The following is an 18,226-nucleotide window of genomic DNA, read 5'->3' on the forward strand; positions in this document are numbered from 1 at the left end:
GCCGTCTTCATCATAATTCTGGGCCTAAAGTGAAGTGAATTTTGTACTCATCTCCCCCTTCTTCTACATCGAGCCCTTTGGCAAAATCAAGACGTATCGGACCTACTGGAGATGCCCAACGAATACCAACACCAGCACCTGCTTTAAAGTCAGCAGACTCATTGAAGGCATCACCATAATCATAAAACGTTGCTACCCACCAATTACCAACAACACGATATTGGTACTCAAGTGAGGTAGTTAACATATATTTACCACCGGTTAGGGAATCACTTTCATCTTTTGGAGAGATAGATTCATAGCCATAACCACGTAGATTGTTATCACCACCAGCAAAGAACAGCAGCGACGGTGATAATTTTTCGAACTCGCGAGTAAAGTTAGCGCCGCCATCAATGCGGAATAGCCCTCGGTGGTTATTACCAATGCCGCGAATCCACGAAGTACCGCCAACCAATCGAACTAAACGGGTTTCTGATAAAAGAGCTGGATCACCATACTCGAGGGTAATGGATTTACGGTCCCCCCACATCGGCATGCTGCCCCCTTTGGTCCGTGTACGTGAGAAAGAGACACCGGGAAGAACAAATTGACCTACATCATCTTGAAGCCCTTGCTCATAGTTTTCGATCAGATAACGAACTCGAACAGTTTGATGCCAACCGCTGTCTAAAAGCCAGTGACGACCAACAGATAAATTAGATTCCAGACTGTTGGTATCCGACTTATCCACTTTTTTCATTCCGTATTGGATTTGATAATACTCATGAAGGGCGTCATCCAAAGGGATCTTATAACCCGCGACAACACTCTGCTCAGGCACAGAAAGTGAAATACTACTGTCAAAGCTGTGTCCTCGATCGTTAACCCACGGTTTTTTCCACTTGAGCGTGCCTCGGACACCCACATCGGTTGAATAACCAAGACCTGTTTCAAGTTGATTACGAGATTGTGGCGACAATGAAACTTTCATCGAAAGCTCTCGATTGTCGTCCAACTGACTCAAATCGGGCTCAACAAAGACAGATGAGAACCAGTCGGTATTAGAAAGATTTTGATTGTACTCACCCACCTTTGAAATAAGGTATGGGTCTCCTTTCTGATAGGGCTGAAGAGATTGAACGCGCTCATCTCTTATTTGGCTACCAGTGATAGAGGTCGAGCCAAAATGATAACGAATACCACTGTCGTAATGCAGACGAATCATCGCTTGATTTAGGCTGGGGACAACCTCTAATCGGCTAACAGAAAAATCGCCCTTAAAGTAGCCTTTTTGCAGCGCCATATTACGAATCGAAGACTTCAACGCATCATACCGACCATGATTGAGCGGCTGATCAATGACCAAGCCACTGTTTGAGATTAATTGAGTAAAAGTCGCATCGTTTTGTGCTTCACCAGTGATCACTATATCAAGCTCTGTAATCACCACAGGATCACCCGGAGTCACATGGACGATCAGCTCTTTTCCATCCACAATTTCAAAACGAAATTTAGGATCGTAGTAACCCAGTGCATTAATCGCTTCAGTAATATTAGTTTCAATTCGAGATTGAAAGCGCAACGAGACTTCATAATCTGTTTCAGGGATCGACAACAAATAAGCATCCACATTATCTTGTAATGTGCCTTCTAGCCCAACTACGCTTAACTCAATCTCACTTGCCGTAGCGAAATTGGATAAAACAAGGCTCAAGATTAATACTGGAAATCGCTTAGTTATCATGCTTAATTGATATAAACCACAAATGAGAGTTACTGCTAATAAAAATAATACCTAGATTAATTCAGTTAGTCTTTAGCTATTCATATAATTAGCACTTTTTATTAACCTCTTAATACTAACCAGGTTACATATATTATGAGATCAATCGTGATGAATCCAAAACAAGTGATGGTTACCCCACATGATGCACTACCTGGCCGTGACACTGCATTAGTGCCGCCTGTAATGCATTATGTAAATAACACGCCTATTACCGAATCTCCTCAACTTGGTCAATACCAAGTGTTATTTGGAATGGGCTGCTTTTGGGGCGCCGAGCGATTGTTCTGGCCATTGGAGGGAGTCACCAGTACTTCTGTTGGCTATGCCGGCGGTTATACGAAAAACCCGACGTATGAAGAGACGTGCACCGGACAAACTGGCCATACTGAAGTCGTGCGTATTTTTTACGACCCGTCGATCATTTCTCTCACACAACTCCTTACTCATTTTTGGGAGCGACATGATCCAACCCAAGGCATGCAACAAGGTAACGATACTGGCACACAATATCGATCTGCCATCTATATCTACAGTGATGAGCAAGCAGCGACGGTTACTGAATCTAAACAGCAGTATCAAAGCCTTCTTTCTAAGCAAGATAAAGGCGAGATTACAACCGAAGTACTACCCGCTGGCCGCTTTTACTATGCAGAAGAGTATCATCAACAGTATCTTGCTAAGAATCCTAATGGATATTGTGGATTAGGCGGTACAGGCGTTTGTTTTCTCAAATAATCTCTCTACTCTGCAACGAATTAGAGTAATTAGACCAAATAAGCCACAGAGTTCACGCCTTAGTTAACTGGATTTCTCTCTTTGATAGGGTTTGGGTATATACTTTTTCGGCCAATCAAAAGGAATATAATAATGAAAAAGAAACAACTTCTTACTCTGATACTTGCTTGCTCTCCATTTCTAACTAACGCTCACAACATCTCTTTGGGTGAACCCGTTAACGATGTTGAGGTTAAAAAGCATGGAGAAATCATACTAACGGATGGCGAAACCAGCTTTCAACCATGGAATAATCAAGCCATGTTAGGCAAGGTTCGTGTTATCCAAGCTATCGCAGGGCGTGGCAGTTCAAAAGAGCTCAACGCGCCACTAATGGCCGCAATCACAGCGGCTAAATTCCCAGAGGATGCATATCAGACCACCACCATCATTAACCAAGATGATGCGATGTGGGGAACAGGCTCAATAGTAAAATCCAAAGCTCAAAACAGTAAGAAAGAGTTTCCTTGGTCATCAATGGTTCTCGATGCTGATGGTGCAGTAGCAGAGGCATGGGGACTAAAAGAAGAGTCGTCGGCCATTATTGTTCAAGACAAAGATGGGGTCGTCGTTTTTGTTCAAGAAGGTGCTTTAGATGAAAGCAAAGTAGAGTCTATTTTGACGCTTATCCGTGGACAGCTTTAATTAGCCAAACAAAGGAAATCAACAAGCCTTAATCAATACTCTATTATCAGCGATAGCCTTTGTGTTATCGCTGTTTTTCTTAGTGGTATTTTTACTCAAATTACTCTGACAATCATGCCAACAATATTGTTATACTATAACACTTACACTCTACTGGACTGCTCACGTTGCCATGATTCAGCCGATAACAGCTACTCAACGACTGATCTCGCTATGCTCTTTACTTGGAGTATTATGGCTTAATTTCGCATACGTGGAACATCAGTATGATTTTCATCCAGAGCACCATAGCCAACACCAGTGCCAACTATTTTCAGCAGTGGCTAACGGGCTTACACACGCTATGCCCACAGGGCTTGATCAAGTCCTTCTAAGCAGTGCGCCACTTTTCTATATCACAGCGACAATCGTTGTTCCTTTCCATGCTTACTTAGCGCGCTCTCCTCCATTTCAACTAATCTCTTACTATTAGATGTACTATATATATTCAACAATTAAGGATTAGATCCAAATGAAAATGAAGACAACGCTTGCTGTAACTATCGGCTTACTTATGAGTACTCCAATCCTCGCTGATAGCACTTTTCGCCAACATGAAGCACACGTTCACGGCCATGTAGAATTCAATATTGCTCAAGATGCGCACGAACTTCTGATTGAAGTGACCGCTCCTGGTGCTGATGTCGTTGGATTTGAGCATCAGCCACAAAACGAACAACAAAAAGAGACGCTAGCAAGCGCACTTAAAACTTTAGACAATGTAGACAATATTTTCGCTTTAAACGCAGCAGCAAAATGTCATGTTGAATTTAAGTCAGTGACACATACGTTAGGTGGTGATGACCATGACGATCACGAACATCATGACCACGACAAGCATGATGGACATGACGATCACAAAGACCATGACCACGATAAGCATGAAGGCCATGACGATCACAAACACCACGACCACGACAAGCATGAAGGCCATGATGATCACAAACATCATGACCACGATAAGCATGAAGGTCATGATGATCACAAGCACCACGACCACGACAAGCACGATGGACATGACGATCATGAAGGGCATGACCATGGCGATCATAATGATGGGCACGGCACTTTCACGATTGAATACCACTTTCACTGTGATGACATAAATAAACTGCAAACTATCTCAACCGATTGGTTCGAACAATTTAAAGGCACAGAATCGATCAGTGTTAACTTACTTACTGACAAAGCACAGTCGGCAACGAAATTAACACCGAAGAACAATACAGTCTCTTTTTAGCCTTCATTATTAAGATATTTTTGCTAGGGTAAGTCACTTGCCCTAGCACATTCACTGATTGGAATTTGAAATGGATAGTACCTTGTCTGATACCGCTAACACGGTAGTCAACATAACGAATTTGCAGTTTACTTGGCCAAATGCTAGCCAAGCGATATTAGATATCCCCGAGTTTTCGATTCAAGAGGGTGAGCACGTCTTTATTAAAGGTCCAAGTGGTTGTGGTAAATCAACACTGCTAGGGCTACTAACTGGCATCAACCAAGTGCAGCAAGGTCAGGTTGATGTATTAGGTACGGAAATTCGTACGCTTAACCCAAGCTTACGTGATAAATTTCGTGCCGATAATATCGGTTATATTTTTCAGCAATTTAATCTTCTTCCATATCTGAGTGTGATTGAGAATGTCATCCTGCCTTGTCAATTTTCTACACAACGAAAAAAACAACTGCAGCAGTCTCCAGAGCAAGAAGCGAAAGAACTCTTAACTCGTTTGCACCTACCACAGGAACTACTCAATAAACCGGTGATTGAGCTGAGTATTGGGCAGCAACAACGAGTCGCGGCAGCAAGAGCCCTGATCGGCTCACCCAAGCTCATTATCGCTGATGAACCAACTTCGGCACTTGACCATGAAAACCGTAGCGCATTTATCGAGCTTTTGATGGAGCAGGCAAACCTTGCTAAATCCACCTTAGTATTTGTTAGTCACGATCCAACACTCGAAGCGCTGTTTGACCGCTCCATTAATCTAAAGCAGTTAAATAAAGCAGGTGAAAACCAATGAAAGCCATAACAAGCCTTGCTTGGAAAAGTGTTCGTAATAGAAAAGCGACAGCAATACTCACTATTTTAACCGTCGCCATTTCAGTCATATTGCTGATGGGCGTTGAGCGTATACGAACTCAAGCGAAAGATAGTTTTGCCAATACGATTTCCGGCACTGACTTGATTGTTGGCGGACGCTCAGGGCAAGTGAACCTACTACTCTACTCTGTATTTAGAATTGGTAACGCCACCAACAACATCGACTGGAAAAGCTACCAAGAGTTTAGTCAACACCGAGCGGTAGACTGGGCGATTCCTATCTCTTTAGGCGATTCACATCGCGGTTTCCGAGTGATGGGAACCAATGACAGCTACTTTGAACATTATAAATATGGAAGTAAGCAATCACTTACTTTCAGTGCAGGTAAGCCATTCAATACTCTTTTTGAAACGGTTATCGGTTCAGATGTCGCAAGATCTCTAGATTACAAGGTAGGCAGCGAAATCATCATTGCTCATGGCATTGGTGACGTTGGATTCAGTCGACATGACAACCTTCCCTTTACCGTCGTCGGTATTCTTGCGCCTACAGGGACACCAGTAGATAAAACAGTCCACACTTCTCTTGAAGCTATTGAAGCCATTCATGTCGGTTGGGAGTCCGGGGCAAACCTCGGTAATGCACCTTCAGCCGAGCAACTAAGCCAGCATCAATTTGAACCTAAGCAGATCACAGCAATGATGCTTGGGCTAAAATCTAAAATTCAAACATTTGCTCTACAACGCCAAATCAATACTTACCCACAAGAACCGTTAAGCGCTATTATGCCCGGCGTTGCTCTACATGAGCTTTGGGGAATGATGTCGGTTGCAGAGCAGGCACTAATGGCTGTCTCAATATTTGTTGTTATCGCAGGCTTACTTGGTATGCTCAGCAGTCTATTAACGAGCCTTCAAGAGAGAAGGCGAGAGATGGCAATTCTCAGAGCGATGGGGGCACGTCCAAAGCATGTCTTTGCCCTACTCATTAGTGAGGCAAGCGCACTGACATTTGTTGGTATTTTAGTTGGCGTTAGTGGCTTGTATCTCGCCCTAGCAGTTGGACAACCAATAATCCAGCAACAATATGGAATAACCATTACCATGAGTGCGATTACCACCTACGAATGGACTCTGTTAGGATTTGTTCAACTGGCGGGTATTATCATCGGCTTTATTCCAGCGCTAAGAGCCTACAGACAGTCTCTAAGCGACGGTATGACTATTAGGATTTAGGAATCAATATGAATAAAATTCTCTTAAGCATTGTGTTGTCTCTAGCAGCACTAGTGCCTAACATTGCTACAGCTGCTGGCACAGCTGAAGAAGCGATGGTGCTAAATTGGATAGATTTAGTTCCAGAATCTGAGCGAAATCAATTTGATAATGCGGGCATGCCTGCGCTTGATCACTCTGGCGATGTAATGGCACAGTCAAAAGTTGGGACTGTTCGACCTGAGCTTAATAATAGTAAAGTTAAAATTCCAGGTTTTGTTATTCCACTTGAAGGGGATGCAAATAAAGTCACTGAATTTCTACTTGTACCCTATTTTGGTGCTTGTATTCACGTTCCACCACCGCCGCCCAATCAGATTATCTACGTCAAGTTTCCTGAAGGTGCACCCGTGCAACAATTATGGGATGTGATATATGTAACGGGAACGTTAAAAACCGAAACAATCAGCCATGAACTAGCAGAAACCGCTTACTTCCTAGAAGGGACTGCTATTACTGAATATGACGACATGTAGCCGTTAACGTAACAAACTGACCTGTCAATCTTCTACTCTATGATAGAAAGCTAGATAAATACGCTAATATCGCCATATATAGCAGTAAGAGTAGAAGGATTGATAGGTGCTTTTTAACTTTATTCTCTTTGATATACTTCATAAGCCCTCTCAATCAATGGTAACAACTTTAACAAATTGTTATCATCTTTAATAGTCTCATTTTTTGTACATCATTTAGTCTTTCTCTAGCAGTCCTGCTCATAACACGTTACATTTTAAGTAGTTGTGAAAAAGCTCAGTGGCATGAGGGACATCTATGGCAAGTGATAACAAACCCATCGTTATCGAACATGAATCGACAGGTAACACCAAGAAGCAACAAGAGAAAAAATCGACCTACATTAAAGACAGCGCTAGCTGTGTGCTTAATATCGCTCAAACTTATGGTCTAGACGCGCTTCTGCAAGAAGACCCAGTGGAAAAAACGCCACTTGATAGAGCAATGGAAAGAGAGCGAAAAAGGCACGAGCAACGGCAGAAAAATCTCGAACAAATCCTTAAAGCCACTCATGCCGCATGTCGAGATGAAACCGCAGGAAAGCCCGATAGAGATTGGCTATATCGATATTTTGATATGGCACAAGAGATACATAACCCTTCAATGCAAAGGTTATGGGCACAGGTCTTAAAGCGAGAAGTGACGAACCCAGGCTCTACCTCAATGAAAGCGCTCAAAGTGCTACAAGATATGAGTCCAAAAGAAGCTCAGGTACTGCAGAAAGCAGCCTCACTGGCTTGCAGCTTTGGTACCGATAACAGTAAGAAATTATTGGTCGGCTATAAAGCACGTAATGGAATATTTAGCTTTGGTAAACGGGATACCACAACCGCCGTCAATACCGGTAATTTTCAGCTTCCCTATTCGAGTTTATTGGTCTTAATTGAACTTGGGTTACTACACGGTACTGAGCTTGAATCGGGGGAGATAGAGATCGATCCTCCACTACCATTAAGCTATCAGGGTAAGAATCATTCGCTTCAGCCTCAAACGAAAGGTGTGAGACTGCTTTATTATCGCTTTAGCCCTACAGGTAACGAGCTATGTAAGCTTTTAGGTAATAAACCGAATGCCCAGTATTACGATCAAGTGATCGCACTACTGAGCCAAAAGTTCACGGTGCATACAGATGTGAAAAGTACCATCCATCACACCGTTTAATTCGCCTAACCTCACGTTTAACCCGCTTGAATAATGCCTTGTTTACGAAGTACAGCAAGGCATTGCTCGACCAATTCATCAATAGAAGACTCACCCGCCAGTAGATCAATTTCAGGGTTAGTTGGCGCTTCATACACAGAATCGATTCCGGTAAAATTAGTGATCTCTCCTGCTCGAGCCTTTTTGTATAAACCTTTCGGATCGCGCTTCTCACACACATCTAGAGGTGCATTCACAAACACCTCCAAAAACTCTCCACTTGGTAGCATCTCACGAACTAGCTGACGCTCTGAGCGGTGCGGTGAGATAAATGCTGACAATACAATAAGCCCAGCATCTGCCATCAGTTTAGACAGTTCACCAATACGACGAATGTTCTCACGACGATCTTGCTCTGAAAAACCAAGGTCGCTACATAACCCATGCCGAACGTTATCGCCATCTAACAGATAGGTATGGTAGCCAAGTTCAGCGAGTTTATTTTCAAGCGCACCAGCTACGGTTGATTTACCCGCACCAGAAAGGCCAGTAAACCAAAGCACCGATGGTTTTTGCTGCTTTATTTTCGCTCGATACTCTTTATCAATAACGTGTTGGTGCCACACAACATTTTCATCTTTCTCTGGCGTCAAAGTAGCCATAACTTACTTCCTTAAATTAAAGCTTTAAATTCAAAATGGGAAAAAAATAGGAATTAGGCTTAGTACAAGCACTGAGTACACAATCGAAATTGGGATCCCTATTCTCATATAATCAGTTAATTTGTAGTTGCCCACGCTGTAAACCAGAAGGTTGGTTTGATACCCGTAAGGAGAGATAAAACTCGCGCTTGCACCAAACAACACAGCCATAATAAACGGCATAGGATCGACGTTGTATCCTAGTGCCATACTGTAGCCAATAGGAAAAGCCAATGCGGCCGCTGCATTATTGGTCACTAACTCTGTCAATATTAATGTCATTAAGTAGACTGCGATTAGCGCGCCAAATACGCCCCAGCCATTAAAGGCTTCCATAAACATCTCGCCCATACGAACTGATAAGCCAGAGGAAAGCATTAGTTGAGCAATTGAGAGGGCAGAGCCCACAATAACCACAATATCAATAGGGAAACGACGACGAAGCTCATTAATTTTCACAACGCCAAAGGCAAGCAGCACCAGTATGTAAACCAAAAGCCCTTTAATAATGGGCACCAGTTCTAGCAAAGCTAAACCAATGACCAAAGCAAAACCTGCTAATACAAGACTAGATTTATTAGAGTCTAACTTGGCACTGGAGTCTAAATCATTAATCAAAACAAACTCACGACGATGCGCACGACGCTCGGTTTCAAAGCGCTTACCAGGGACAAGAACCAAAGTGTCACCAGCGGTAAGAACGATATTGCCAAGGCCGCCTTCTAAGCGCTCGTGACCGCGTCGAATAGCCACGACGACCGCATCAAAACGATCACGAAAATGGCTCGATTTAAGTGTCTTATTACAAAAACTGGCGGATGAACTCACGACCGCTTCAACGAACCCTTGCCCATTCAAGTGATGCTGCCCAAACAGAGTCAATCCTTGTATCTCTTGCAGTGTCGCAACGCTTTCTATGTCTCCACAAAACAGCAACCTATCTTTAGCTTGAAGCACAAAGTCAGGCTCAACCGATGGCATGCTCTCACCATCGCGAATCACTTCGGCTAAAAACAGTTTTCTCAGTGCTCGCAAATTATTTTCACTAATGCTTTTATCCACCAACGGCGAACCCGGCTCGACAATCGCTTCTAAAAAGTAAGGCAGATCATCTTGCGCGTGGTCATCATAGTTAGGTAGCAGGTAGCTTAATGGGATCAGAATAATCACCCCACCCACTAAGACGGCTAATCCAATGAGAGTCGGAGTGAAAAATGTGAGACTAGGCAAGCCAACATCTTCAACAAAACTATTTATAATCAGATTTGTTGAGGTGCCAATCAGAGTCAATGTACCGCCTAAAATAGCGGCGTATGAGAGTGGAATTAACAACTTTGATGGTGCGTGCTTTTGGTTGCGTTTAATGGCACCAATCAGTGAAACCACCACTGCAGTATTATTGGTAAATGACGATAACAGTGCCGTCGAAATACCCAACTTGGCGACAACTGTGCCTAAACGCCCTTCTGAGATATTTCGGCTAACCCAGCTAATCAGTCGTGTTTTCTCAAGCGCACACGACGCCAAAATGAGTAGCACTAACGTTAATAAGGATGAATTAGTGAAATTAGTCGCAATCGAAGTAAGCTCAATCGTTCCTGCCATAAACGCTAAAAATGCCGCGCTAGCAAAAATAATACTCGGCTTTATTCGAGTGACCAACAAGCAGGTGATGATGCCAAGTAGCATCGCCATGACCAATCCTTGCTCCCACATAATCCATCCTTAGATATGATAGTGACTGCTCACTTCATACTGTCACTTATCAAATTATTTCATTTAAACAGTTACTTACCAAAGCACTATTTTAATAGCTGGCTAAGATCTTTCGCATTCCAGTGTGGGAAGTGCTTACGAACTAGCGCATTTAGCTCTACTTCAAATGCTGAAATATTACCTACTTGCTGCTCAACCTCAGCTAAACTCTCACGCACCAGACCGGCACCTACCGTGACATTGCTAAGGCGATCAATAATGATAAAGCCGCCCGTGTCAGTACAATCTTGGTAGCTATCGACAGCGACGGATTCCGTGAATGTCCACTCACAAGAGCCAATGCCGTTTAAAGGAAGCTCGGCGGCTGAGAAGGTCGACAGGTTATTGATGTCATACTGGTAACGAATTGCCTCAACACGGCCTACCGTTTTCTTACCCGCAATCTTAATATCGTACTCACGCCCAGGCTGAAGAGCTTGCTCTGTCATCCACACCACATCCGCAGAAAGGTGATTGGTCGACTCAACTTGAGCACTATCAAGTACGATCAAGTCACCGCGGCTGATATCGATCTCATCTTCCAATGTTAGTGTTACAGCAAGGCCTGCTTGCGCCTCTTCTAAATCTCCATCAAACGTAACAATACGTGCAATTTTCGACTCTTTGCCTGAAGGAAGCGCTTTGATTTTATCGCCGACTTTAGCTGTGCCTGAAGCGATGGTGCCAGCAAAGCCACGGAAGTCTAAGTTCGGACGATTCACATACTGAACAGGGAAACGGAATTCACCTTCTAGTTTTGACCGATCGATATCAACGGTTTCAAGTAACTCAAGTAGTGTTGACCCTTTAAACCAACTCATCTCTTTGCTTGGCGATGCTACGTTCTCGCCCTCTAGCGCAGAAAGAGGAAGTATTTGGATGTCAGTTTCACCTTGTAGGTTTTCAGCAAACGAGAGGTATTCGTTACGAATTCTTTCAAACGTTTCCTGCGAATAATCGACCAAGTCCATCTTATTCACGGCAACGACAAAGTGCTTAATGCCGACCAAATTAGAGATAAACGAATGACGACGTGTTTGATCCAACACCCCTTTACGGGCATCAATCAATATAATCGCAACATCACACGTAGACGCACCGGTTGCCATGTTTCTTGTGTACTGCTCGTGTCCCGGAGTATCCGCGATGATGAACTTACGTTTTTGAGTTGAGAAATAGCGATACGCTACATCAATTGTAATGCCCTGCTCACGCTCAGCCTGCAAACCATCCACTAATAGAGCAAGGTCTGGCTTTTCACCTGTCGTCCCAACACGTTGGCTGTCATTGTGTACCGCTGCTAGTTGATCTTCATAAATCTGATGAGTGTCATGAAGTAAGCGCCCAATTAAAGTACTTTTTCCATCATCTACCGAGCCACAAGTAAGGAATCTAAGTAATGATTTATGTTGATGTTGATTTAGGTAGCCTTCAATACCAAGCTCAGCCACCTGAGCTTCAATTACATTGTTCATATTCTTTCCTTAGATCCTTAGAAATAACCTTGTCGCTTCTTCAATTCCATTGATCCTGACTGATCATGGTCGATCGCCCGCCCTTGGCGCTCACTTGATGTTGCCACCAACATCTCTTCAATAATGCCAGGCAGTGTATTCGCTTCTGATTCAACAGCACCGGTTAGTGGGTAGCAGCCAAGAGTACGAAAACGAACATACTTCTCTTCAATAACTTCGCCTTCTTGTAGCTCTAAGCGATCATCATCAGCCATGATTAGCATGCCATCACGCTCAACCACCGGACGCTTATCTGCAAGATAAAGCGGTACAATCTCAATATTCTCAAGATAGATGTATTGCCAAATATCGAGTTCGGTCCAATTCGATAACGGGAATACTCGGATACTCTCGCCTTTATTCACCTGACCGTTATACGTTTTCCATAGCTCCGGGCGTTGATTTTTAGGATCCCATGTATGGTTCTTATCTCTAAATGAATAAACACGCTCTTTTGCTCGTGATTTCTCTTCATCGCGACGTGCGCCACCAAAAGCAGCATCAAACCCGTATTTATTTAATGCTTGCTTTAAGCCTTGAGTTTTCATTATGTCAGTATGCTTTGAAGAGCCATGTTTAAACGGGCTACAACCCATTGCCATGCCTTCTGGATTTTTATGAATCAAAAGATCAAAGCCATGTTTTTTCGCTACATGATCGCGAAACTCGATCATTTCACGAAACTTCCAATCCGTATCGACGTGCAATAACGGGAACGGTATTTTCCCTGGATAGAAAGCCTTGCGAGCAAGGTGAAGCATGACCGATGAGTCTTTACCAATCGAGTACATCATTACTGGGTTATCAAACTCAGCAGCGACCTCTCGAATAATATGAATACTCTCAGCTTCAAGTTGCTTCAAGTGGGTTAAGCGTTGTTGATCCATATCTATTTCCTTGTAAGCCTTTAGGCTTAATTTTGTCCCTAAATCTATGGTCAGGATTATATTGAGTTGGCAATAGCACTATTGTTGAAATGAGTATTAGAAAAGATTCCATCTAACCTTTAAGACAAAAGCGTCTATCCTAATCAACAGTAATGATTTTTAGGGGCGGGTTAGAATGTACACAGAATTTAAAGTGTCATCATAATCGCATCCATTTTATCTATGAGTGCATTATGACCATCTCTTTATATTACTTGAAATTCTAAAAGTTCATTTTTTATAACAAAAATGGATAAGCAAAATAATCTTCTGATTTTCAAGCGCAATTGAAGTTGAACATTGCATTTACATTAGTGAGATCTTGTTGGCAGTTATTTGACCCATCATGCAAGCAGATCACGTTTTAATATAACCACAACACTTTGTTGCACTAGTTTTTGTTACATTAATCAAGATTATTCTTTATCCCCCGTAATGGAGAACAAAATGAAAATGGCAGTGAAACCCCTTTCGATGGCAGTTCTTGGTGGCATGTTAATGATGGCTGGCCCTGTAATGGCCGATACCATCAAGCTACGTATCATCGAAACAACAGATATTCACACCAACGTGATGGATTACGATTACTACAAAGATGCTCCGTCACAAAAAATCGGCCTTGCTCGCACCGCGACACTAGTAAAACAAGCACAACAAGAAGTAAAAAATAGTGTTTTAGTCGATAATGGTGATCTTATCCAAGGCAGCCCAATGGGTGACTACATGGCTGCAAAAGGCATTGAAGCAGGCGAAGTTCACCCTGTTTACAAGGCAATGAACCAGCTTAATTATGATGTGGGTAACATTGGTAACCATGAATTCAACTACGGTTTAGATTTCCTCGCAAAAACGCTTGATGGCGCAAACTTCCCATACGTTAGTGCCAACGTATTTGATGAGAAGACCGGCGATCATTACTTCAAGCCGTATCTAATTAAGACTCACACTTTTAAAGATGTGGATGGAAAAGCTCACGAAATCAAAGTGGGTTACATCGGCTTTGTTCCACCACAAATCATGGTTTGGGATAAGAAGAATCTAGAAGGTCAAGTCTTCGCGAAAGACATCAAAAAGATGGCAGAGAAGCTTGTTCCTGAAATGAAGAAAGAAGGCGCTGATGTTATCGTCGCGATTCCTCACTCAGGTGTTTCTTCTGATCCTCATAAGCTAGGCGCTGAAAACTCTACTTATTACTTGTCAGAAGTAGATGGCATTGATGCAATCGCATTTGGTCACTCTCATGCTGTATTCCCTGGTCGTGGTTTCGACAACATTCAAGGTGTTGATAACGAGAAAGGTACGATCAACGGTGTTACCGCTGTTATGCCTGGTCGCTGGGGTAGCCATGTTGGTGTAATGGATCTAGTTCTAAAACAGCAAGACGGTAACTGGAGCGTGGTTAAAGGCCAATCAGAAGCTCGACCAATATTCGATAAAGCGAACAAAAAATCTTTAGCCAAAGCTGATCCCGGTATTATTGAAGCACTTAAAGACGATCATAAAGGCACTCGTGACTTTGTTAACCAACCCATTGGTCAAGCAAATGACGTGATGTACAGCTTCTTGTCACTGGTTCAAGATGATCCAACGGTTCAAATCGTCAACCTTGCACAGAAAGATTACGTAGAGACGTTTATTCAAGGTGACCCTGATCTTGATGGCATCCCAGTGCTTTCAGCTGCTGCACCATTTAAAGCCGGTGGTCGTAAGAATGATCCTGCTAACTTTACTGAAGTAGAGTCTGGCCAACTAACATTCCGTAACGCCGCTGACTTATACCTTTACCCGAACACGCTCGTTGCGCTTAAAGTGACAGGCCGTGAAGTGCAAGAGTGGTTAGAGTGTTCTGCCGGTCAATTTAAGCATATCGATGCAACAACAACAGCACCACAATCGCTTATCGATTGGGATGGTTTCCGTACTTACAACTTCGATGTAATGGATGGCGTTGAATACAAGATTGATGTCACTATGGCGCCAAAATATGACGGTAACTGTAAAGTTATCAATGCTGGTTCGCAGCGTATTGTTGACCTGACTTACCAAGGTAAGCCAATTAACATGAACCAAACGTTCATCATTGCAACCAACAACTACCGTGCCTTCAGTAACAAATTCCCAGGTACGGGGGCTGATTACATTGCCTTTGAAGCACCAGATGAAAACCGTACTGTTGTTGCTAACTACATCTCTCGTGTAAGCCAAGAGAAAGGTGAAGTAACACCAAGTGCTGATAACAACTGGTCATTTGCGCCAATCAAATCGGATAAAGCGTTAGATATCCGCTTTGAAACATCGCCAAGTGAAAAAGCTGCGCAATTTATCAAAGAAAAAGGTCAATACCCAATGCAGAAAGTCGCAACAGATGATGTTGGCTTTGCTGTTTACAAGATTGATCTACAAAAGTAGATAACAGTTAGATACAGTAACAAGCCGTAGCCTTTCGCTGCGGCTTTTTTTATGGAGAAAATATGACTGAACGGTTCTTAAAATATCTAGCAGAGTATGGGTTTTCTCCATCTGAAGTAGAAGCGATTGATGAATCAAGTGCTCTTATGGAACTGCCAACTCGGCATATCCTCGTTAACCAGGGTGCGCATGCCGACGGCATTTACTTTGTTCTTGATGGTATTTGTCACGCAAGTTATTTGACTGAAAAAGGGAAAGAGTACAGCAAAGAGTTCTATTGGGAACAAGATTGGATGATAGGGTTTGAAAGCGTTATAAAGAACCAACCTTCTCCCTATCTTTTAGAGACGTTAACCTCGGTGACTCTCATCTACCTTCCGCTTAATACATTGCACTACTGGCGAGACGAGAAACACACCATCTACCTAAAGCTGCTTGAAGCTCAATTGATGTATAAAGAGAACAAAGAGCGATTCATGCTTCTCTTCACGCCTCAAGAACGCTATCAACTTTTCTGTGAGCACTACCCTGAACTGCTTTCGCGTTTAAATGATTATCAAATTGCCGCTTATCTAGGAATTACCGCAATAAGCCTAAGCCGAATTAAAAATCGAACCACATAATTAACAATTGTTAATGCTGATCTGAATAAAAAATAGCTATAGTGAGCGAACTTTATCCCTAGGCCCAAAATAATAATGAAACAAATTATCTGGCACACTCTTCGATTCGATCAGCTAACAACATTACAGCTCTACCAATTACTGCAACTGCGTGTCGATGTGTTTGTCGTTGAACAAAATTGCCCGTATCCAGAACTCGATAACAAAGACATCCAGCAAGGAGTACATCATCTATTAGGCTATATCGATGATCGTTTAGTTGCCTGCGCTCGGCTTCTTCCTCGTAATATTAGCTACGCCGATGTCAGTATCGGCCGCATTGCAACTTCAAGCAAAGTTCGCGGGACAGGGTTGGGTAACTTGCTGGTACATACTGCATTAGCCAATTGCCAAACTTTATGGCCAGGCCAATCCATCACAATTGGTGCACAAGAGCATTTAGCCAATTTTTACGCTTCTCACGGCTTTACAAAGATTTCTGAAATGTACTTGGAAGATGATATCCCTCATATTGACATGAGATGTGAGAAGTAGCGTGTTCAAGCTGTCAGCAACGTCTCTGGGTATCCTATTACTCGTATTAGGCAACCTAACAGCTTCACTATCAGACGTTGCGGTAAAAATGCTTGAAGGGGGGATTTCACCGTTTCAATATATTTTCCTTAGGCAACTGATATCTCTGATCGTATTGGTTCCTTTCTGGCTTCAATTGACAAAACCCCAAAGAGGTCTAACCAACCCCTACCTAACCCTAGTTCGTGCAAAGCTGGTTATCGTTGGCAGTGGCTGCATGATGGTAGCAATCACTCACTTACCTTTAGCAACTGCCAATGCCGTGTTCTACGCGGCCCCTCTATTAATGCTGCCTTTATCGATCTGGTTGCTACAAGAGAGACCAAATAGAGGGAAAGTTTTCGCTACCATTATTGGGTTTGTTGGGGTACTGATCGTTTTGCGTCCATCAGAGTTTCATTGGGCCGCGATATTTGCCGTAGGAACAGCATTAACTCTGGCGTTGTTTAATATTCTGGTTCGTAAGATTCCCAAAGAACAACCGGTCATCAGCACATTAATGTGGACAACTCTACTGTCATTACCAGCATCGGGGGTTCTTGCTTGGATATTTTGGCAGCCCATTGAATTAATGGAGCTTGGGTGGGTTGCGGTCAGTGCACTACTTATATTGACCTACAACGGACTTGCAGTAATGGCGTACAAAAAAACTCACGCTTATCAAATTGCTATTGCAGAATATTCGGGGTTGGTTTTTGTCACCCTTTTCGGCATCTGGTGGTTTGATGAAACACCAAACTTACTAACCTTGGTTGGCATTGGCCTAATTGTACTGCCCTTAATGCCAATTAAGAGACTGATTAAACGTTAGTTCGTATTCGCTTTATCTCTGTCAGGAGCTTAATTGCTCACATAATTAAATCTAAATGCTATTTACTGCGACCAAAACCACCGTCAGATAAACGGAAAAACATCACTGAATTTTTGCTCTTTTCAAGCTGTAAAATATCCAATTTTCCGTCGTCTGCGAGTTTAAACCGAACCAGCTGACCTTGTTTTATATGGCTAAGTGGCTTGTCTGTACCTTCCACTTGAACTAACGCGTTTAGGTCTGTCATTGGTAAACCATTAGTACGAAAAACCTTAGAAAGAGTGTCTCCAGTTTTAACCGTATACTCATTCCAAATATCCGACGTTGGCGAAGCGGCTTTCTGTTTTGACTGTTCACTCAGGCCTTGGGTATTAATTGCGATCTCAACCCTTTCGTTAAGCGCGGTTATCGTCGGCTTCTCTTCTTTAGAATTAGGAAGTAGCAATAAAACACCAACCACAGGGATCAACACCATCAAAGCACGTCGATGGAGCTGCGGGAGCTTTTGCCAAAGGAGTTTTGCCCTTTGAATATGTGCTTGCCAATCGATAGCATTTAATCGACTCTTGGCCAGTTCCACGTAATCAGTCTTTTGTGGCTTCTTCTTACGACGATTCATTAATATCCGTCTCCTAAACTCAATACTTCATAGTATAAAAACCATCAGCGCTTGAGTATATATTAATTCTAGATTCAACGTCATTGAGCAG

18 protein-coding genes are annotated in these 18,226 nt (G+C 42.8%); 12 read left to right on the forward strand and 6 right to left on the reverse strand.

Features of this window, described 5'->3' with window-relative positions; translation table 11 throughout:
• Nucleotides 1–10: 10 nt before the first annotated feature.
• Nucleotides 11–1,726, reverse strand: a complete 1,716-nt coding sequence (gene tamA / locus L4D20_RS16155; RefSeq protein ID WP_428802633.1) for an autotransporter assembly complex protein TamA — start codon at nt 1,724–1,726, stop codon at nt 11–13.
• A gap of 150 nt (nt 1,727–1,876) precedes the next feature.
• Between tamA and msrA the strand changes: the two genes are divergently transcribed.
• The 8 genes from msrA to L4D20_RS16195 all read left to right on the forward strand — a co-directional run bounded on the left by msrA (nt 1,877) and on the right by L4D20_RS16195 (nt 8,225).
• The gene (msrA, locus tag L4D20_RS16160) at nt 1,877–2,503 is read left to right on the forward strand and encodes a peptide-methionine (S)-S-oxide reductase MsrA (RefSeq protein WP_428802882.1); all 627 of its coding nucleotides are present in this window, start codon (nt 1,877–1,879) and stop codon (nt 2,501–2,503) included.
• Between the two features lie 132 nt (nt 2,504–2,635).
• The gene (locus L4D20_RS16165) at nt 2,636–3,187 is read left to right on the forward strand and encodes a YtfJ family protein (RefSeq protein WP_428802634.1); all 552 of its coding nucleotides are present in this window, start codon (nt 2,636–2,638) and stop codon (nt 3,185–3,187) included.
• Nucleotides 3,188–3,359: 172 nt separating this feature from the next.
• Nucleotides 3,360–3,659, forward strand: a complete 300-nt coding sequence (locus tag L4D20_RS16170) for a DUF2607 family protein (RefSeq protein ID WP_428802635.1) — start codon at nt 3,360–3,362, stop codon at nt 3,657–3,659.
• A 39-nt stretch (nt 3,660–3,698) separates the two neighbouring features.
• Nucleotides 3,699–4,466, forward strand: a complete 768-nt coding sequence (gene zrgA, locus L4D20_RS16175) for a zinc uptake protein ZrgA (protein WP_428802636.1) — start codon at nt 3,699–3,701, stop codon at nt 4,464–4,466.
• A gap of 70 nt (nt 4,467–4,536) precedes the next feature.
• Entirely contained in the window at nt 4,537–5,253 is a 717-nt protein-coding gene (locus L4D20_RS16180) for an ABC transporter ATP-binding protein (RefSeq protein ID WP_428802637.1), read from the forward strand.
• Entirely contained in the window at nt 5,250–6,509 is a 1,260-nt protein-coding gene (locus L4D20_RS16185) for an ABC transporter permease (protein ID WP_428802638.1), read from the forward strand. The genes L4D20_RS16180 and L4D20_RS16185 overlap by 4 nt, the downstream gene beginning before the upstream one ends.
• A gap of 8 nt (nt 6,510–6,517) precedes the next feature.
• Nucleotides 6,518–7,024 carry a DUF3299 domain-containing protein gene (locus L4D20_RS16190; RefSeq protein WP_428802639.1) on the forward strand — a complete coding sequence of 169 codons (507 nt, stop codon included), beginning with the start codon at nt 6,518–6,520 and terminating at the stop codon, nt 7,022–7,024.
• Between the two features lie 298 nt (nt 7,025–7,322).
• Complete coding sequence (locus L4D20_RS16195; protein WP_428802640.1) at nt 7,323–8,225, forward strand: TIGR03899 family protein; 903 nt, start codon at nt 7,323–7,325, stop codon at nt 8,223–8,225.
• 17 nt (nt 8,226–8,242) lie between these two features.
• Here L4D20_RS16195 and cysC read toward each other — a convergent pair whose 3' ends face one another.
• The 4 genes from cysC to cysD form a co-directional block, all read right to left on the reverse strand.
• A complete protein-coding gene (gene cysC, locus L4D20_RS16200) occupies nt 8,243–8,866 on the reverse strand; it encodes an adenylyl-sulfate kinase (protein WP_428802641.1) in 624 nt (207 codons plus the stop codon).
• A gap of 30 nt (nt 8,867–8,896) precedes the next feature.
• Nucleotides 8,897–10,621, reverse strand: coding sequence for an SLC13 family permease (locus tag L4D20_RS16205; RefSeq protein ID WP_428802642.1), 1,725 nt, complete (start codon nt 10,619–10,621; stop codon nt 8,897–8,899).
• A gap of 86 nt (nt 10,622–10,707) precedes the next feature.
• The gene (gene cysN, locus L4D20_RS16210) at nt 10,708–12,135 is read right to left on the reverse strand and encodes a sulfate adenylyltransferase subunit CysN (RefSeq protein ID WP_428802643.1); all 1,428 of its coding nucleotides are present in this window, start codon (nt 12,133–12,135) and stop codon (nt 10,708–10,710) included.
• 17 nt (nt 12,136–12,152) lie between these two features.
• Nucleotides 12,153–13,061 (reverse strand): sulfate adenylyltransferase subunit CysD, encoded by a 909-nt coding sequence (gene cysD, locus L4D20_RS16215; protein WP_428802644.1) that lies wholly within the window; start codon nt 13,059–13,061, stop codon nt 12,153–12,155.
• Nucleotides 13,062–13,547: 486 nt separating this feature from the next.
• On the opposite strand from cysD, the gene cpdB reads away from it, so the two are divergent.
• The 4 genes from cpdB to L4D20_RS16235 all read left to right on the forward strand — a co-directional run bounded on the left by cpdB (nt 13,548) and on the right by L4D20_RS16235 (nt 17,516).
• Nucleotides 13,548–15,509 carry a 2',3'-cyclic-nucleotide 2'-phosphodiesterase gene (gene cpdB / locus L4D20_RS16220; RefSeq protein WP_428802645.1) on the forward strand — a complete coding sequence of 654 codons (1,962 nt, stop codon included), beginning with the start codon at nt 13,548–13,550 and terminating at the stop codon, nt 15,507–15,509.
• A 62-nt stretch (nt 15,510–15,571) separates the two neighbouring features.
• Nucleotides 15,572–16,132: a Crp/Fnr family transcriptional regulator gene (locus tag L4D20_RS16225; protein WP_428802646.1), complete on the forward strand. Its 561-nt coding sequence runs from the start codon at nt 15,572–15,574 to the stop codon at nt 16,130–16,132.
• Between the two features lie 75 nt (nt 16,133–16,207).
• Nucleotides 16,208–16,666 (forward strand): GNAT family N-acetyltransferase, encoded by a 459-nt coding sequence (locus L4D20_RS16230; RefSeq protein WP_428802647.1) that lies wholly within the window; start codon nt 16,208–16,210, stop codon nt 16,664–16,666.
• Between the two features lie 10 nt (nt 16,667–16,676).
• The gene (locus L4D20_RS16235; protein ID WP_428802883.1) at nt 16,677–17,516 is read left to right on the forward strand and encodes a DMT family transporter; all 840 of its coding nucleotides are present in this window, start codon (nt 16,677–16,679) and stop codon (nt 17,514–17,516) included.
• 58 nt (nt 17,517–17,574) lie between these two features.
• Here L4D20_RS16235 and L4D20_RS16240 read toward each other — a convergent pair whose 3' ends face one another.
• Entirely contained in the window at nt 17,575–18,135 is a 561-nt protein-coding gene (locus tag L4D20_RS16240) for a LysM-like peptidoglycan-binding domain-containing protein (RefSeq protein ID WP_428802648.1), read from the reverse strand.
• Nucleotides 18,136–18,226 lie beyond the last annotated feature (91 nt).

The sequence above is a fragment of the Vibrio kyushuensis genome (assembly GCF_050337325.1).
Lineage (GTDB): Bacteria > Pseudomonadota > Gammaproteobacteria > Enterobacterales > Vibrionaceae > Vibrio > Vibrio kyushuensis.

Excerpts from the sequence above, each read along its gene's own strand:
- L4D20_RS16180 (WP_428802637.1), top strand. The coding sequence starts at position 4,537 with ATGGATAGTACCTTGTCTGATACCGCTAACACGGTAGTCAACATAACG.
- cysC (WP_428802641.1), bottom strand. The coding sequence starts at position 8,866 with ATGGCTACTTTGACGCCAGAGAAAGATGAAAATGTTGTGTGGCACCAA.
- zrgA (WP_428802636.1), top strand. The coding sequence starts at position 3,699 with ATGAAAATGAAGACAACGCTTGCTGTAACTATCGGCTTACTTATGAGT.
- L4D20_RS16240 (WP_428802648.1), bottom strand. The coding sequence starts at position 18,135 with ATGAATCGTCGTAAGAAGAAGCCACAAAAGACTGATTACGTGGAACTG.
- L4D20_RS16190 (WP_428802639.1), top strand. The coding sequence starts at position 6,518 with ATGAATAAAATTCTCTTAAGCATTGTGTTGTCTCTAGCAGCACTAGTG.
- cpdB (WP_428802645.1), top strand. The coding sequence starts at position 13,548 with ATGAAAATGGCAGTGAAACCCCTTTCGATGGCAGTTCTTGGTGGCATG.
- L4D20_RS16195 (WP_428802640.1), top strand. The coding sequence starts at position 7,323 with ATGGCAAGTGATAACAAACCCATCGTTATCGAACATGAATCGACAGGT.
- tamA (WP_428802633.1), bottom strand. The coding sequence starts at position 1,726 with ATGATAACTAAGCGATTTCCAGTATTAATCTTGAGCCTTGTTTTATCC.
- L4D20_RS16225 (WP_428802646.1), top strand. The coding sequence starts at position 15,572 with ATGACTGAACGGTTCTTAAAATATCTAGCAGAGTATGGGTTTTCTCCA.
- L4D20_RS16165 (WP_428802634.1), top strand. The coding sequence starts at position 2,636 with ATGAAAAAGAAACAACTTCTTACTCTGATACTTGCTTGCTCTCCATTT.
- L4D20_RS16170 (WP_428802635.1), top strand. The coding sequence starts at position 3,360 with ATGATTCAGCCGATAACAGCTACTCAACGACTGATCTCGCTATGCTCT.
- L4D20_RS16185 (WP_428802638.1), top strand. The coding sequence starts at position 5,250 with ATGAAAGCCATAACAAGCCTTGCTTGGAAAAGTGTTCGTAATAGAAAA.
- cysD (WP_428802644.1), bottom strand. The coding sequence starts at position 13,061 with ATGGATCAACAACGCTTAACCCACTTGAAGCAACTTGAAGCTGAGAGT.
- msrA (WP_428802882.1), top strand. The coding sequence starts at position 1,877 with ATGAATCCAAAACAAGTGATGGTTACCCCACATGATGCACTACCTGGC.
- L4D20_RS16230 (WP_428802647.1), top strand. The coding sequence starts at position 16,208 with ATGAAACAAATTATCTGGCACACTCTTCGATTCGATCAGCTAACAACA.
- L4D20_RS16205 (WP_428802642.1), bottom strand. The coding sequence starts at position 10,621 with ATGTGGGAGCAAGGATTGGTCATGGCGATGCTACTTGGCATCATCACC.
- cysN (WP_428802643.1), bottom strand. The coding sequence starts at position 12,135 with ATGAACAATGTAATTGAAGCTCAGGTGGCTGAGCTTGGTATTGAAGGC.